This window comes from Streptomyces sp. NPDC046862, from assembly GCF_040704615.1.
Taxonomy (GTDB): domain Bacteria; phylum Actinomycetota; class Actinomycetes; order Streptomycetales; family Streptomycetaceae; genus Streptomyces.
In genome coordinates, this window is the sequence record NZ_JBEYXP010000002.1 from 142,120 (window position 1) to 157,493 (window position 15,374).

Sequence of the window (15,374 nt, forward strand, 5' to 3'; positions counted from 1 at the left end):
GGGCAGAATCGGACGGGGTCGGGTACATGGGCGACATGGACGACGCGGTCGCGAAACAGCGTCCCGCGCGCGGGAGAGTGGTTCTCGCCGACGACGACGTCCTGCTCAGGGAGGGCCTGGCCAGCCTGTGCGAGCGGGGCGGGTACGAGGTGGCGGGCCAGGCCGGGGACGCCGTCCACCTCCTGGAACTCGTCGAGGGCGAGCGGCCCGACCTCGCGATCATCGACATCAGGATGCCGCCGAACCAGTCCACCGAGGGGCTGAAAGCGGCCCGCGCCATCCGAGAGCGCCACCCCGACACGGGCATCCTGGTGCTGTCGGCGTACGTCGAGGTCGAGGACGCCCTGGAACTGCTGGCCGGCGGCCGGCGGATCGGTTACCTGCTCAAGAGCCGGGTCACGGTGGTCGACGAGTTCATCGAGACGCTGGAGCGCATCCTGAAGGGCGGTTCGGTCGTCGACCCCTCCCTCGTGCAGGAACTCGTCGTCGCCCAGCGCCGCGACGATCCTCTCGGCGTCCTCAGCAACCGTGAGCGCGAAGTCCTCGCCCTCATGGCCGAGGGCAGATCCAACGCCGGTATCGGCCGCCGTCTGTGGGTCACCGAGGGCACCGTCGAGAAGCACGTGCGCAGCATCCTGGGCAAGCTCCGGCTGCCCGAGGACACCGACGACCACCGCCGCGTCCTCGCCGTCCTGACCTTCCTGGAGTCGGGCCAGTACGGGGGGTGAGCGAGGCGGGTGAGCGGGGCCCGCGAGGGGTGGCCGGGGTCCGTCCACAGGGCCGCCGCGATGTCGGTCCCCGCCAGTAGGGTGTGGAACATGGCCGACCCCTCCAGCTACCGCCCCAGGCCGGGACAGATCCCGGACACACCCGGGGTCTACAAGTTCCGTGACGAGCACCGCCGGGTGATCTACGTCGGGAAGGCGAAGAGCCTGCGCCAGCGCCTGGCGAACTACTTCCAGGATCTGGCGGGCCTCCACCCGCGCACCCGCACCATGGTCACCACGGCCGCGTCCGTGGAGTGGACGGTGGTGTCCACGGAGGTGGAGGCCCTTCAGCTGGAGTACTCCTGGATCAAGGAGTTCGACCCCCGTTTCAACGTCAAGTACCGCGACGACAAGAGCTACCCGTACCTCGCGGTGACGATGAGCGAACAGTTCCCGCGCGTGCAGGTGATGCGCGGTCACAAGAAGAAGGGCGTGCGCTACTTCGGGCCGTACGCGCACGCGTGGGCGATCCGCGACACCGTGGACCTGCTGCTGCGCGTCTTCCCCGTGCGCACCTGCTCGGCCGGCGTGTTCAAGAACGCGGCCCGCACCGGCCGTCCCTGCCTCCTCGGCTACATCGGCAAGTGCTCGGCCCCGTGCGTCGAGCGGATCTCCCCCGAGGACCACCGGGAACTGGCCGACGAGTTCTGCGACTTCATGGCCGGCCGCACCGGCACCTACCTGCGCCGCCTCGAGAAGCAGATGATGGAGGCGGCCGGCGAGATGGAGTACGAGCGGGCCGCCCGCCTGCGCGACGACATCGAGGCCCTGAAGAAGGCCATGGAGAAGAACGCGGTCGTGCTCGCCGACGCGACCGACGCGGACCTCATCGCGGTCGCCGAGGACGAGCTGGAGGCGGCCGTGCAGATCTTCCACGTCCGCGGCGGACGCGTGCGCGGCCAGCGCGGCTGGGTCACCGACAAGGTCGAGGCGGTCACCACCGGTGACCTCGTCGAGCACGCCCTCCAGCAGCTCTACGGCGAGGAGACCGGCGACGCCGTCCCCAAGGAGGTACTGGTCCCCGCGCTGCCCGAGCCCGTCGAGCCCGTCCAGGAGTGGCTCACCGACCGACGCGGGTCGAACGTGTCGCTGCGCATCCCGCAGCGCGGCGACAAGAAGGCACTCATGGAGACCGTGGAGCGCAACGCCCAGCAGGCGCTCGCCCTGCACAAGACCAAGCGCGCCTCCGACCTCACCACCCGCTCGCGCGCCCTGGAGGAGATCGCCGAGGCCCTCGACCTGGACAGCGCGCCCCTGAGGATCGAGTGCTACGACATCTCGCACCTCCAGGGCGACGACGTCGTGGCCTCCATGGTCGTCTTCGAGGACGGCCTGCAGCGCAAGAGCGAGTACCGCCGCTTCCAGATCAAGGGCTTCGAGGGACAGGACGACGTCCGCTCCATGCACGAGGTGATCACCCGCCGCTTCAGGCGGTACCTCGCGGAGAAGGAGAGGACCGGAGAGTGGGCCGACGGCGACGAGATCGACGGCGCTGAGCGCCCGGGTGACCTCAAGGACGACGACGGCCGCCCCAAGCGCTTCGCCTATCCGCCCCAGCTCGTCGTCGTGGACGGCGGGCAGCCGCAGGTCGCCGCCGCCCGCAGGGCCCTCGACGAGCTCGGTATCGACGACATCGCCGTGTGCGGACTCGCCAAGCGTCTGGAGGAGGTCTGGGTACCCGGTGAGGACGACCCCGTCGTCCTGCCCCGCACCAGCGAGGGCCTGTACCTGCTCCAGCGCGTCCGCGACGAGGCGCACCGCTTCGCCATCACCTACCAGCGCACCAAGCGGGCCAAGCGCTTCAGGGCCGGCCCTCTGGACGAGGTGCCGGGTCTCGGCGACACCCGCAAACAGGCACTGATCAAGCACTTCGGTTCGGTGAAGAAACTGCGTTCCGCGACGATCGACCAGATCTGCGAGGTCCCCGGCATAGGCCGCAAGACGGCCGAGACGATCGCCGTCGCCCTGGCGGGAGCGGCCCCGGCCGCACCCGCCGTGAACACGGCGACCGGAGAGATCATGGAATACGAAGAAGGCGAGGCAGACGAGAGGGACGAGGTGCCCGAGACGACGGAGGGCCCCTCGGGGGAGCCCGTGTCCGCGGGAGCCCCGGACGAACGACGGGGGCAGGAGACATGAGCGAGCACGACACCCGCGAAGAAGAGCACCAGGAACACACAACACGGCGCGAGGAAGCCCCCGCGGCGGCGGGCGAGCACGCCTCACAGCACCCAGCGCCCCAGGAAGACGGAGCACAAGTGAGTACGGGCATCGAAACGGCCGGGGTCCCCGAGGCGGCCATCCCCGAGCTGGTCATCATCTCCGGCATGTCCGGCGCCGGACGGTCGACGGCCGCCAAGTGCCTGGAGGACCTCGGCTGGTTCGTCGTCGACAACCTGCCGCCCGCGCTGATCCCCACCATGGTGGAGCTCGGCGCCCGCTCCCAGGGCAACGTGGCACGGATCGCGGTCGTCGTCGACGTCCGCGGCCGCCGCTTCTTCGACAACCTCCGCGAGTCCCTCGCCGACCTGGCGGAGAAGCACGTCACCCGGCGGATCGTCTTCCTGGAGTCCTCCGACGAGGCCCTGGTCCGCCGTTTCGAGTCCGTGCGCCGCCCGCACCCCCTCCAGGGGGACGGCCGCATCGTCGACGGCATCGCCGCCGAGCGCGAGCTGCTGCGCGAGCTGCGCGGCGACGCCGACCTCGTGATCGACACCTCCAGCCTCAACGTGCACGAGCTGCGCGCCAAGATGGACGCCCAGTTCGCCGGAGAGGAGGAGCCCGAGCTGCGGGCCACCGTCATGTCCTTCGGCTTCAAGTACGGCCTCCCGGTGGACGCCGACCTGGTCGTGGACATGCGCTTCCTGCCGAACCCGCACTGGGTCCCCGAGCTGCGCCCCTACACCGGGCTCAACGAGGAGGTCTCCAACTACGTCTTCAACCAGCCCGGAGCCAAGGAGTTCCTCGACCGTTACACGGAGCTGCTGCAGCTCATCGCCGCCGGTTACCGCCGCGAGGGCAAGCGGTACGTGACCGTCGCGGTGGGCTGCACCGGCGGCAAGCACCGCTCGGTCGCCACCTCCGAGAAGCTCGCCGCCCGCCTCGCCTCCCAGGGCGTGGAGACCGTGGTCGTGCACCGCGACATGGGCCGCGAATGACGGGACGTGCCGCTCTGCGGCTCAGCAGGCTGCGCCGGGTCACCCAGGAGGAGCGAGAGGGCAGGCCCGCCGAGGCCCGCGGCGGACGGGGACGCCGCCGGGGCGCCCAGCCGAAGGTCGTCGCGCTCGGCGGCGGCATGGGTCTGTCGGCCTCGCTCGCCGCCCTGCGCCGGATCACCGGCGACCTCACCGCCGTCGTCACCGTGGCCGACGACGGCGGCTCCAGCGGGCGCCTGCGCGACGAACTCGGCGTGCTCCCGCCCGGCGACCTGCGCAAGGCGCTGGCCGCGCTGTGCGGCGACGACGACTGGGGCCAGACCTGGGCGCGCGTCATCCAGCACCGCTTCCAGTCCCAGGGCGACCTGCACGAGCACGCGGTCGGCAACCTGCTGATCGTCGCCCTGTGGGAGCAGCTCGGCGACCACGTCCAGGCCCTCGACCTGGTCGGCCGGCTCCTGGGCGCCCAGGGGAGGGTGCTGCCCATGTCGGCCGTGCCCCTGGAACTGCAGGCCCTGGTCAAGGGCCACGACCCGGCCCGCCCGGACGCCGTCGACACCGTGCGGGGACAGGCCACCGTCGCGCTCACCCCCGGTGAGGTGCAGTCCGTGCACCTCGTGCCGCACGACCCGCCCGCGGTCCCCGAGGCCGTCGAAGCGGTCCTGGACGCGGACTGGGTGGTGCTCGGCCCCGGCTCCTGGTTCTCCTCGGTCATCCCGCACCTCCTCGTGCCTCAGCTGCTCGACGCCCTCACAGAGACGAAGGCGCGCCGGGTGCTGTCTTTGAACCTCGCCCCGCAGCCCGGAGAAACAGACGGCTTCTCCCCGCAGCGTCATTTGGAGGTTTTGGCACGACACGCCCCTAAACTCGCCCTGGACGTGGTGCTGGCCGACACGGCCGCCGTGCCCGACCGCGCGTCGCTCACCGACGCGGCCAAGCGGTTCGGCGCCGCGGTCGAGCTGGCGCCGGTGGCCCGGACCGACGGCTCGCCGCGGCACGACCCGGAGCTGCTGGCCGCCGCGTACGACCGTATTTTTCGGATGCATGGAAGGATCGGCCCATGGCGATGACGGCAGCGGTGAAGGACGAGATCTCCCGGCTACCCGTCACCCGGACCTGCTGCAGAAAGGCGGAGGTCTCGGCGATCCTTCGGTTCGCGGGCGGGCTGCACCTGGTGAGCGGGCGCATCGTGATCGAGGCGGAGCTGGACACGGCGATGGCCGCGCGCCGGCTCAAGCGGGACATCCTGGAGATCTTCGGACACAGCTCCGAACTGATCGTGATGGCGCCCGGCGGACTGCGCCGAGGCTCCCGCTACGTGGTGCGCGTGGTCGCGGGCGGCGACCAGCTGGCCCGCCAGACCGGGCTCGTCGACGGCCGGGGCCGCCCCATCCGGGGCCTGCCTCCGCAGGTCGTCTCGGGGGCGACCTGCGACGCGGAGGCGGCCTGGCGCGGGGCGTTCCTGGCGCACGGCTCGCTCACCGAGCCCGGCCGCTCGTCCTCCCTGGAGGTGACCTGCCCGGGCCCGGAGGCCGCGCTCGCGCTGGTCGGCGCGGCCCGGCGACTGTCGATCGCCGCGAAGGCCCGCGAGGTACGGGGCGTGGACCGGGTCGTCGTCCGCGACGGCGACGCGATCGGCGCGCTCCTCACCCGCCTCGGCGCCCACGAGTCCGTGCTGGCCTGGGAGGAGCGGCGGATGCGCCGCGAGGTCCGCGCCACGGCGAACCGGCTCGCCAACTTCGACGACGCCAACCTGCGCCGCTCGGCCCGCGCCGCCGTCGCCGCCGGCGCCCGGGTGCAGCGCGCCCTGGAGATCCTCGCCGACGAGGTCCCCGAGCACCTCGCGGCAGCCGGACGCCTGCGCATGGATCACAAGCAGGCCTCCCTGGAGGAGCTGGGCGCGCTCGCCGACCCGCCGCTGACGAAGGACGCCGTCGCGGGCCGTATCCGCCGGCTGCTCGCCATGGCCGACAAGCGCGCCTCCGACCTCGGCATCCCGGGTACCGAGTCCAACCTCACCGAGGAGATGGCCGACAACCTGGTGGGTTGACGGCTCGTCGGACAATCCCAACGGTCCGTCAACACGCCGGTGCCGACCGCCCCCTTGGTGGGTGGTCGGCACCGGCGTTCCGCGTTCTTGGGAACTCCGTTGCCCCGCCCTGAGGCGCCCTTGACTCGATCATGAACTGTCATGAGCCTGGCATCTGTTCGTCGCTGTGGCGAACCGTTGCAAGGGGGGCTCATGAGACGAAAAGCGAGACCGATCCTCGCTGTTGGCGCACTCCTGCTCGGCGGTGCGGGACTGGCGCCCACCGCCCAGGCCGCTCAGTCGAGCGGCTCTCCCGGCGCGGACGAGGTCAGGGTCTACCGCGCCGAGGTCACCAAGCAGCAGATACCCCTGCTGCTGGCGGCCGGCCAGGACGGTCACGAACTCGGCGAACAGGCACCCGACAAGGGCACGGCCACCGTCGAGGTCTACCTGACCGGCAAACAGGCCGAACAGCTGGAGCAGAAGGGCGTCGACCTCAAGGAGCACAGGCTCACGGCGAAGGCCCGCGAGCGCGTGGCCGCCGCCGGGGACGGGGTCTTCCGGCCCTACAGCGGGGCGGGCAACCTCAAGGAGGAGATCCTCCGGACGGCCCAGGAGAACCCGTCCCTCACCAAGGTGGTCTCCCTCGGCAAGACCCTCCGGGGGCAGGACATCCTGGCGCTCAAACTGACCAGGAACGCCAAGAAGACCAAGGACGGCGCCAAGCCCTCCGTCCTCTACATGTCCAACCAGCACGCGCGCGAGTGGATCACGCCGGAAATGACCCGCCGGCTGATGCACCACTACCTGGACAACTACCGGACCGACAAGCGCATCAAGAAGATCGTCGACTCGACCGAGCTGTGGTTCGTGCTCTCCGCCAACCCGGACGGCTACGACTTCACCCACAAGGCCGACGGCGACCGCCAGTGGCGCAAGAACATGCGCGACGTCAACGGGGACGGCAAGATCACCATCGGCGACGGCGTCGACCTCAACCGTAACTTCGCCTACAAGTGGGGCTACGACGACGAGGGTTCCTCCCCGTTCCCCACCAGCCAGACCTACCGCGGCGGCGGCCCGAACTCCGAGCCCGAGACCAAGGCCATCGACCGCTTCGAGAAGCGCATCGGCTTCACGTACGGCATCAACTACCACTCGGCCGCCGAACTGCTCCTCTACGGAGTCGGCTGGCAGGTGGCCACCCCCACCCCGGACGACGTGCTCTACAAGTCCCTCGCCGGCACGCCCGAGAACTCCGCGATCCCGGGCTACCACCCGCAGCTCTCCTCCGAGCTCTACACGACCAACGGCGAGGCGGACGGACACGCGGCCAACGTCAACGGCACGGCGATGTTCACCCCGGAGATGTCGACCTGCGAGACGGCGTCCAACGTCGACCCGAACGACGCCTGGGAGGCCCGGGACTGCGAGTCGATCTTCACCTTCCCGGATGACGAGAAGCTGATCCAGCAGGAGTTCGTCAAGAACATCCCGTTCGCGCTCTCCGTCGCCGAGTCCGCAGCGAAGCCCGACCAGCCGAAGTCCTCGGTCGGCATCGACGCACCCGACTTCACCCCGGCCGGCTTCACCACGTCGTACGCGCGCGGCGCCGACCAGGAGGTCTCCGTCGTCGCACGCAGGTCCGTGCGCGACAAGGAACTCAAGTACCGCGTCAACGGCGGCCGTACGCACGACACGAGCCTCAAGGCCTGGAAGGGCGGCGAGACGTACGGCGGTGAGGACAACCTGTACTTCGACGAGTACCGGGCCAAGGTCAAGGGCGGCGACCCGGGCGACAAGGTCGAGGTCTGGTACACCGGCAGGACGAAGAGCGGCAAGCGCACCTCCAGCGAGCACTTCACGTACACGGTCGCCGAGCGCCCCAAGGCGGACACCCTCGTCGTCGCCGAGGAGGGCGCGGCGCAGACCCGGGCGAAGACGTATGTGGACGCGCTGAAGGCCAACGGCAGGAAGGCGATCGTCTGGGACGTCGCCACCCAGGGCGCCCCCGACGCGCTCGGCGTGCTCGACCACTTCGGGACGGTCGTCCACTACACGGGCGCCGTCCGCCCCGGCAACGCCACCCAGCTCGAACTGCGCGCCTTCCTCAACGAGGGCGGCAAGCTGATCGAGGCGGGCGAGAGCGCCGGCGGCTCCGTCGACCTCGGCGGGGGCACCCTGTCGAACGACTTCAGCCAGTACTACCTGGGCGCCTACACCCGCACGTCCCTGCCGAACGCCACGGCCTTCGCGGGCAGCGGCAGGCTCGCGGGCGTCACGGGAGCGCTCGGCGGTGCGCCCGGCAACCCGCTGGACGCGGCAGGATCGTTCGGCGTCACCTCCGACGCCCTGCCCGTGGAGACGTTCCCGCAGTTCAAGAGCGCGGGTGCCGGCCAGTACCCCGGAACCGTCAGTCCGTTCGGCCCCTACGAGGGCGCGTCCATGGCGGCCGTCACGCACACCGACTACGCCTGGAACCGCCTCACCCGCACCATCGACCTCACCTCGGTGAGCGCCGCCGACAAGCCCACCCTGCGCACCCAGCTCCTGTGGGACACCGAGGAGGGCTACGACCACGCGGTGCTGGAGGCGCACACGGCCGGGGGAGACGACTGGACCACGCTCCCGGACACCCAGGGCGCCTCCTCCAGCGCCGTGCCCGCCGAGTGCGGCGCAGGGTTCCTCATCCAGGCCCACCCGGCCCTCAAGCGGTACCTGACGCAGGGCGACGGTGGTTGCACGCCCACCGGCACCAGCGGCTCCTGGAACAGCTTCACCGGAGCCTCGGACGGCTGGAAGCAGGTCGAGTTCGACCTGTCCGCGTACGCCGGGAAGACGGTCGAGGTGTCGATCAGCTACATCAGCGACCCGGGTACCGGCGGCCGCGGCGTCCTCGCCGACAACGCCTCCGTCGTCGTCGGCGGAACGGCCGGTCAGACCGACGGCTTCGAGACGTCCCTGGGCGCCTGGAGCACCCCCGGACCGCCCGCGGGCAGCCCGGCGGTCGTGAAGGACTGGGGCCTGTCCGGCGCGTTGTTCACGACCTACGGAGCGGTCACCACCGGGGACACCGTGCTGCTGGGCTTCGGTCTGGAGCACATCACCGCGGCGGCCGACCGTACGGCTCTGGTACGCAAGGCGCTGGCCGCGCTGAAGCGCTGACGCCGGCCGGGCACGAGATGACTGTTCGCCGCCCGGCACGAGGTGACCGGCCGGTGACCGTTATCAGGTGATCAGGTTGCGGGAACAGGGCGGTCCGTACCCCTACTGGCGGGTACGGACCGCCCTGCCGTGTATGGGGCGTGCTCGATGTCACTTCGCTCGCCTCAGGGAGGTAGGGTCGTAGGCGGTCGGGGACATCCCATACAGCTCGCCGGTCCGCAACCGGCGTACCAACGAGGAGATCGGTTCGTGACGATCCGCGTAGGCATCAACGGCTTTGGCCGCATCGGTCGTAACTACTTCCGCGCGCTGCTGGAGCAGGGTGCAGACATCGAGATCGTGGCTGTCAACGACCTGGGTGACACCGCGACCACCGCTCACCTGCTGAAGTACGACACCATCCTGGGCCGTCTGAAGGCAGAGGTGTCCCACACCGAGGACACCATCACCGTCGACGGAAAGACGATCAAGGTCCTTTCCGAGCGCAACCCCGCCGACATCCCGTGGGGCGAGCTGGGCGTCGACATCGTCATCGAGTCGACCGGCATCTTCACGAAGAAGGCCGACGCCGAGAAGCACATCGCCGGCGGCGCCAAGAAGGTCCTCATCTCGGCTCCGGCCAAGGACGAGGACATCACCATCGTGATGGGCGTCAACCAGGACAAGTACGACTCGGCCAACCACCACGTCATCTCCAACGCCTCCTGCACCACCAACTGTGTGGCGCCGATGGCGAAGGTTCTCGACGAGAACTTCGGCATCGGCAAGGGCCTGATGACGACGGTGCACGCGTACACCAACGACCAGCGCATCCTGGACTTCCCGCACAAGGACCTGCGCCGCGCCCGTGCCGCCGCCGAGAACATCATCCCGACGACCACCGGTGCCGCCAAGGCCACCGCCCTCGTCCTGCCGCAGCTCGCGGGCAAGCTGGACGGCATCGCGATGCGCGTCCCGGTCCCGACCGGCTCGGTCACCGACCTCGTCATCGAGCTCGACCGCGAGGTCACCAAGGACGAGATCAACACCGCCTTCCAGAAGGCCGCCGAGGGCCAGCTGAAGGGCATCCTGGAGTACACCGAGGACCAGATCGTCTCCTCGGACATCGTCAACTGGCCGGCCTCCTGCACCTTCGACTCCTCCCTGACCATGGTCCTGGGCAAGCAGGTCAAGATCGTCGGCTGGTACGACAACGAGTGGGGCTACTCCAACCGCCTCGTCGACCTCACGGTCTTCGTCGGCGAGCAGCTCTGACTCCCGGAGCAGGCACTTCGTTGTGAGGCAGGGCTCGGGCAGCGCAAGGGCGCGCTGACCGGGCCCTGCTGTACGTACGGATCGATCAGCCCTCCGGGCACGAGAGCCATCCCCTAGGAGTCCCCTACATGAAGACGATCGACGAACTCCTCGCCGAAGGCGTCGGCGGCAAGCGGGTCTTCGTCCGCGCCGACCTCAACGTGCCGCTCGCCGGCACCGCCATCACCGACGACGGCCGTATCCGCGCCGTCGTGCCCACCGTCAAGGCCCTCGCCGCGGCGGGTGCCCGCGTCGTCGTCGCCTCGCACCTCGGCCGCCCCAAGGGTGCGCCGGACCCGGCCTTCTCGCTCGCCCCGGCCGCCGCCCGCCTCGGTGAACTCCTCGACGCCGACGTCGCGTTCGCGACCGACACGGTCGGCGAGTCCGCCACCTCCACCGTCGCGGCCCTGACCGACGGCCAGGTCGCGGTCATCGAGAACCTCCGCTTCAACGCCGGCGAGACCTCCAAGGACGACGCCGAGCGCGGCGCCTTCGCCGACCAGCTGGCCGCCCTCGCCGACGTCTACGTGGGGGACGGCTTCGGCGCCGTGCACCGCAAGCACGCCTCCGTGTACGACCTCCCGGCCCGCCTGCCGCACGCCGCCGGTTACCTGATCGCGAGCGAGGTCGCCGTCCTCAAGAAGCTCACCGAGGACGTCCAGCGCCCCTACGTCGTCGCGCTCGGCGGTGCCAAGGTCTCCGACAAGCTCGCCGTCATCGACCAGCTGCTCGGCAAGGCCGACCGCATCCTCATCGGCGGCGGCATGGCGTACACCTTCCTCAAGGCCAAGGGGTACGAGATCGGCACGTCCCTCCTCCAGGAGGACCAGATCGCGGCGGTCAACGAGTACATCGAGCGCGCGGAGAAGACCGGCGTCGAGCTGGTCCTGCCCGTCGACGCGGTCGTCGGGCCCGCCTTCCCGGACCTGAAGACCAAGGCGCCCGCGGGGGCGGCCGCCGTCGGCGCGGACGCCATCCCCGCCGACCAGATGGGCCTGGACGTCGGTCCGGAGACCGGTACGCTCTACGCCTCGAAGATCGCCGACGCCGCCACCGTCTTCTGGAACGGCCCGATGGGCGTCTTCGAACACCCCGATTTCGCCGAGGGCACCAAGGCGGTCGCCCAGGCACTCCTCGATTCCAAGGCCTTCACGGTCGTCGGCGGCGGAGACTCCGCCGCGGCCGTGCGCATCCTGGGCTTCGACGAGAACGCATTCGGCCACATCTCGACCGGGGGTGGCGCCTCCCTCGAATACCTCGAGGGCAAGACGCTCCCCGGCCTCGCCGCACTGGAGGACTGACCCGCATGAGCACGCGCACGCCTCTGATGGCGGGCAACTGGAAGATGAACCTCAACCACCTCGAGGCCATCGCCCACGTCCAGAAGCTCGCCTTCGCCCTCGCGGACAAGGACTACGAGGCCACCGAGGTCGCCGTCCTGCCGCCCTTCACCGACCTTCGCTCCGTGCAGACCCTGGTCGACGGCGACAAACTCAAGATCAAGTACGGCGCCCAGGACATCTCGGCCCACGACGGTGGCGCCTACACCGGCGAGATCTCCGGCTCGATGCTGGCCAAGCTCAAGTGCGGCTACGTGGCCGTCGGCCACTCCGAGCGCCGCCAGTACCACAACGAGACCGACGAGCTCTGCAACGCCAAGGTCAAGACCGCCTTCAAGCACGGCATCACCCCGATCCTGTGCGTCGGCGAGGAACTGGAGGTCCGCGAGGCGGGCAACCACGTCACGCACACGCTCGCCCAGGTCGAGGGCGGTCTGAAGGATGTCCCCGCCGAGCAGGCCGAGACCATCGTGATCGCCTACGAGCCGGTCTGGGCCATCGGCACGGGCAAGGTCTGCGGCGCCGCGGACGCCCAGGAGGTCTGCGCCGCCATCCGAGGCAAGCTCGCCGAGCTCTACTCGCAGGAGGTGGCCGACCAGGTCCGCATCCAGTACGGCGGCTCCGTCAAGGCCGGCAACGTCGCGGAGATCATGGCGCAGGCCGACATCGACGGTGCCCTGGTCGGCGGTGCCTCCCTGGACGCCGACGAGTTCGTCAAGATCGTGCGGTTCCGCGACCAGTAAGTGTGCGGTGGCCACGATCCGTCGTACCCTTGCGGGGGCCGGACCGGGCATGATGGACCATGCCGCCCGGCCCCCGTCGTCGATATCTGTCCGAGGAAGTTGGTCCAGCCGTGGTTATGGGGTTCTCGATCGCCCTGATCGTCTTCAGCCTGCTGATGATGCTGCTGGTGCTGATGCACAAGGGGAAGGGCGGCGGCCTCTCCGACATGTTCGGTGGCGGCATGCAGTCGTCCGTCGGCGGCTCCTCGGTCGCCGAGCGCAACCTCGACCGGATCACCATCGTGGTCGGTCTGCTGTGGTTCGCGTGCATTGTCGTACTCGGCATCCTGATGAAGGTCAACAACTGACCAACAGGCCCCAGGTACGGCAACGCGTCACAGACGCACCAATTCGCACGTAAAGCCCCATGCCCGGTACGCGTTGAACAACGCGGCCTATCATGGGGCTTGCGTCTAGGGGGCGGGGTGTAACTCCAATCACTGGACGCGCGTTGGGCCTTACGTAGACTGAGGCGCTCGCAGCGAAGCGTCACGCCGACTCGCTTCGCGGCACCATCACGCAGGGAGTTACGACCGTGGCAAGTGGCAACGCGATCCGAGGAAGCCGGGTCGGGGCGGGGCCGATGGGCGAGGCCGAGCGCGGCGAGTCCGCCCCCCGGCTGCGCATCTCCTTCTGGTGCTCCAACGGGCACGAGACGCAGCCGAGCTTCGCCAGCGACGCACAGGTTCCCGACACCTGGGACTGCCCGCGCTGCGGATTCCCCGCAGGGCAGGACCGGGACAACCCGCCGGACCCGCCGCGCACCGAACCGTACAAAACGCACCTCGCGTACGTACGCGAACGGCGCAGCGACGCGGACGGCGAGGCCATCCTCGCCGAGGCCCTCGCCAAACTGCGCGGCGAGATCTAGGACTTGGACCAGCCGGCCCGCGCCCCCGAAAGGGGCGCGGGGAACTGCGCGGCCAGCCACATCGGGCCCGCGGTAAACCACTCATGCGTGCCCTCGAGCTCTCTTTCCTCCGTCCCAAAAGCGGTGTGCTGTCACTGATACCCGAGCCCAGGACCGACGTATCTGTTGTTGAGCCGCACGACAACAGGACGCCGGCTCGTGTTCCGCCGTGCTCCATTAGGTTGGGACCGGCAGCGGGGCAAGGTACGCAGCACAGGAAAGAAGGCTGAAGTCCGAGATGAACGCAGACAGCCGCACCAGGCTCAACCAGACACCCGAGTGGACGGCACTGGCCAAGCACCGGGAGGAGCTGGGGGAGGCCCAGCTGCGTGAGCTGTTCGCCGCCGACCCCGGGCGCGGCGCCGGGTACACGCTCCAGGTCGGTGATCTGCACATCGACTACTCCAAGCACCTGGTCACCGACGACACGCTGCGGCTGCTGAGGGAGCTGGCCGCCGCCACCGGCGTGTTCGGGCTGCGCGACGCCATGTTCCGCGGCGAGAAGATCAACACCACCGAGGACCGAGCCGTGCTGCACACGGCTCTGCGTGCCCCGCGCGACGCGGTGATCGAGGTCGACGGGGAGAACGTCGTCCCGGGTGTGCACGCCGTGCTCGACAGGATGGCCGCCTTCTCGGAGAAGATCCGCTCCGGAGAATGGACCGGGCACACCGGAAAGCGCATCAAGAACATCGTCAACGTCGGCATCGGCGGCTCCGACCTGGGCCCGGCCATGGCGTACGAGGTGCTGCGTTCCTACACCGACCGCGACCTCACCGTCCGCTTCGTGTCGAACGTGGACGGCGCCGACCTGCACGAGGCGGTACACGACCTCGACGCGGCCGAGACACTGTTCATCATCGCCTCGAAGACGTTCACGACGATCGAGACGATCACCAACGCGACCTCGGCGCGCGACTGGGTGCTCGCCGAGCTGAAGGCCGGCCAGGACGCGGTGGCCAGGCACTTCGTGGCCCTGTCGACGAACGCCGGGAAAGTCTCGGACTTCGGCATCGACACGGCCAACATGTTCGAGTTCTGGGACTGGGTCGGCGGGCGGTACTCGTACGACTCCGCCATCGGACTGTCCCTGATGATCGCCATCGGCCCGGACCGCTTCCGGGAGATGCTCGACGGGTTCCGGCTGGTCGACGAGCACTTCCGCACCTCTCCCGCCGAGTCCAACGTGCCGCTGCTGCTGGGTCTGCTGGGCGTCTGGTACGGCAACTTCCACGACGCGCAGTCGCACGCGGTGCTGCCGTACAGCCACTATCTGTCGAAGTTCACGGCGTACCTGCAGCAACTGGACATGGAGTCCAACGGCAAGTACGTGGGCCGGGACGGACAGCCGGTCCAGTGGCAGACGGGGCCGGTGGTGTGGGGCACGCCGGGGACGAACGGTCAGCACGCGTACTACCAGCTCATCCACCAGGGAACCAAGCTGATCCCGGCGGACTTCATCGGCTTCGCCGAGCCGGTGGCCGAGCTCAGCGACGGGCTCAAGGCCCAGCACGACCTGCTGATGGCCAACTTCTTCGCCCAGACCCAGGCGCTGGCCTTCGGCAAGACGCCCGAGGAGGTGCGGGCCGAAGGGGTGCCTGAGGAGCTGGTGCCGCACAAGACGTTCCAGGGCAACCACCCGACGACCACGATCCTCGCGCGGGAACTCACCCCGTCGGTCCTCGGCCAGCTCATCGCGCTGTACGAGCACAAGGTGTTCGTCCAGGGCGCGATCTGGAACATCGACTCCTTCGACCAGTGGGGCGTCGAACTCGGCAAGGTCCTCGCCAAGCGGGTGGAGCCCGCCCTGACGGAGGGGGCGGACGTGCCGGGCCTGGACGCGTCCACGTCGTCCCTGGTCGCCAGGTACCGGGAGATGCGCGGTCGGTAGAGCAGGCCCCCGCCGGGCCAGGACACGCACAGAGCCCCAGGC

Annotated in this window: 12 protein-coding genes; all 12 read left to right on the forward strand. The window is 69.7% G+C overall.

Annotated features, from left to right (window positions below; translation table 11 throughout):
* The first annotated feature begins 35 nt into the window (after positions 1-35).
* Entirely contained in the window at positions 36-728 is a 693-nt protein-coding gene (locus AB0959_RS02560) for a response regulator transcription factor (RefSeq protein WP_366824602.1), read from the forward strand.
* A gap of 90 nt (positions 729-818) precedes the next feature.
* Positions 819-2,906, forward strand: a complete 2,088-nt coding sequence (gene uvrC / locus AB0959_RS02565; protein ID WP_366824384.1) for an excinuclease ABC subunit UvrC — start codon at positions 819-821, stop codon at positions 2,904-2,906.
* Positions 2,903-3,925: an RNase adapter RapZ gene (gene rapZ, locus AB0959_RS02570; RefSeq protein WP_366824385.1), complete on the forward strand. Its 1,023-nt coding sequence runs from the start codon at positions 2,903-2,905 to the stop codon at positions 3,923-3,925. The genes uvrC and rapZ overlap by 4 nt, the downstream gene beginning before the upstream one ends.
* Positions 3,922-4,992: a uridine diphosphate-N-acetylglucosamine-binding protein YvcK gene (yvcK, locus tag AB0959_RS02575; RefSeq protein ID WP_366824386.1), complete on the forward strand. Its 1,071-nt coding sequence runs from the start codon at positions 3,922-3,924 to the stop codon at positions 4,990-4,992. Before rapZ ends, yvcK begins: the two co-directional genes overlap by 4 nt.
* Entirely contained in the window at positions 4,983-5,972 is a 990-nt protein-coding gene (whiA, locus tag AB0959_RS02580) for a DNA-binding protein WhiA (RefSeq protein ID WP_366824387.1), read from the forward strand. The genes yvcK and whiA overlap by 10 nt, the downstream gene beginning before the upstream one ends.
* A gap of 192 nt (positions 5,973-6,164) precedes the next feature.
* On the forward strand, positions 6,165-9,116 hold the full coding sequence (locus AB0959_RS02585; protein ID WP_366824388.1) for a M14 family zinc carboxypeptidase: 2,952 nt from the start codon (positions 6,165-6,167) through the stop codon (positions 9,114-9,116).
* A 249-nt stretch (positions 9,117-9,365) separates the two neighbouring features.
* Complete coding sequence (gene gap, locus AB0959_RS02590) at positions 9,366-10,370, forward strand: type I glyceraldehyde-3-phosphate dehydrogenase (RefSeq protein ID WP_366824389.1); 1,005 nt, start codon at positions 9,366-9,368, stop codon at positions 10,368-10,370.
* Positions 10,371-10,498: 128 nt separating this feature from the next.
* On the forward strand, positions 10,499-11,710 hold the full coding sequence (locus AB0959_RS02595) for a phosphoglycerate kinase (protein ID WP_366824390.1): 1,212 nt from the start codon (positions 10,499-10,501) through the stop codon (positions 11,708-11,710).
* Positions 11,711-11,715: 5 nt separating this feature from the next.
* Complete coding sequence (tpiA, locus tag AB0959_RS02600; RefSeq protein WP_366824391.1) at positions 11,716-12,492, forward strand: triose-phosphate isomerase; 777 nt, start codon at positions 11,716-11,718, stop codon at positions 12,490-12,492.
* Positions 12,493-12,608: 116 nt separating this feature from the next.
* On the forward strand, positions 12,609-12,839 hold the full coding sequence (gene secG / locus AB0959_RS02605; RefSeq protein ID WP_062713769.1) for a preprotein translocase subunit SecG: 231 nt from the start codon (positions 12,609-12,611) through the stop codon (positions 12,837-12,839).
* 227 nt (positions 12,840-13,066) lie between these two features.
* Positions 13,067-13,402, forward strand: a complete 336-nt coding sequence (locus AB0959_RS02610) for an RNA polymerase-binding protein RbpA (RefSeq protein WP_003957010.1) — start codon at positions 13,067-13,069, stop codon at positions 13,400-13,402.
* A 277-nt stretch (positions 13,403-13,679) separates the two neighbouring features.
* Positions 13,680-15,332 (forward strand): glucose-6-phosphate isomerase, encoded by a 1,653-nt coding sequence (gene pgi, locus AB0959_RS02615; RefSeq protein WP_366824392.1) that lies wholly within the window; start codon positions 13,680-13,682, stop codon positions 15,330-15,332.
* Positions 15,333-15,374 lie beyond the last annotated feature (42 nt).

What these genes read in the sequence shown, in the direction of transcription:
- rapZ (WP_366824385.1), top strand. Translation starts at nt 2,903, where the DNA reads ATGAGCGAGCACGACACCCGCGAAGAAGAGCACCAGGAACACACAACA.
- AB0959_RS02595 (WP_366824390.1), top strand. Translation starts at nt 10,499, where the DNA reads ATGAAGACGATCGACGAACTCCTCGCCGAAGGCGTCGGCGGCAAGCGG.
- pgi (WP_366824392.1), top strand. Translation starts at nt 13,680, where the DNA reads ATGAACGCAGACAGCCGCACCAGGCTCAACCAGACACCCGAGTGGACG.
- whiA (WP_366824387.1), top strand. Translation starts at nt 4,983, where the DNA reads ATGGCGATGACGGCAGCGGTGAAGGACGAGATCTCCCGGCTACCCGTC.
- secG (WP_062713769.1), top strand. Translation starts at nt 12,609, where the DNA reads ATGGGGTTCTCGATCGCCCTGATCGTCTTCAGCCTGCTGATGATGCTG.
- AB0959_RS02560 (WP_366824602.1), top strand. Translation starts at nt 36, where the DNA reads ATGGACGACGCGGTCGCGAAACAGCGTCCCGCGCGCGGGAGAGTGGTT.
- tpiA (WP_366824391.1), top strand. Translation starts at nt 11,716, where the DNA reads ATGAGCACGCGCACGCCTCTGATGGCGGGCAACTGGAAGATGAACCTC.
- yvcK (WP_366824386.1), top strand. Translation starts at nt 3,922, where the DNA reads ATGACGGGACGTGCCGCTCTGCGGCTCAGCAGGCTGCGCCGGGTCACC.
- AB0959_RS02585 (WP_366824388.1), top strand. Translation starts at nt 6,165, where the DNA reads ATGAGACGAAAAGCGAGACCGATCCTCGCTGTTGGCGCACTCCTGCTC.
- uvrC (WP_366824384.1), top strand. Translation starts at nt 819, where the DNA reads ATGGCCGACCCCTCCAGCTACCGCCCCAGGCCGGGACAGATCCCGGAC.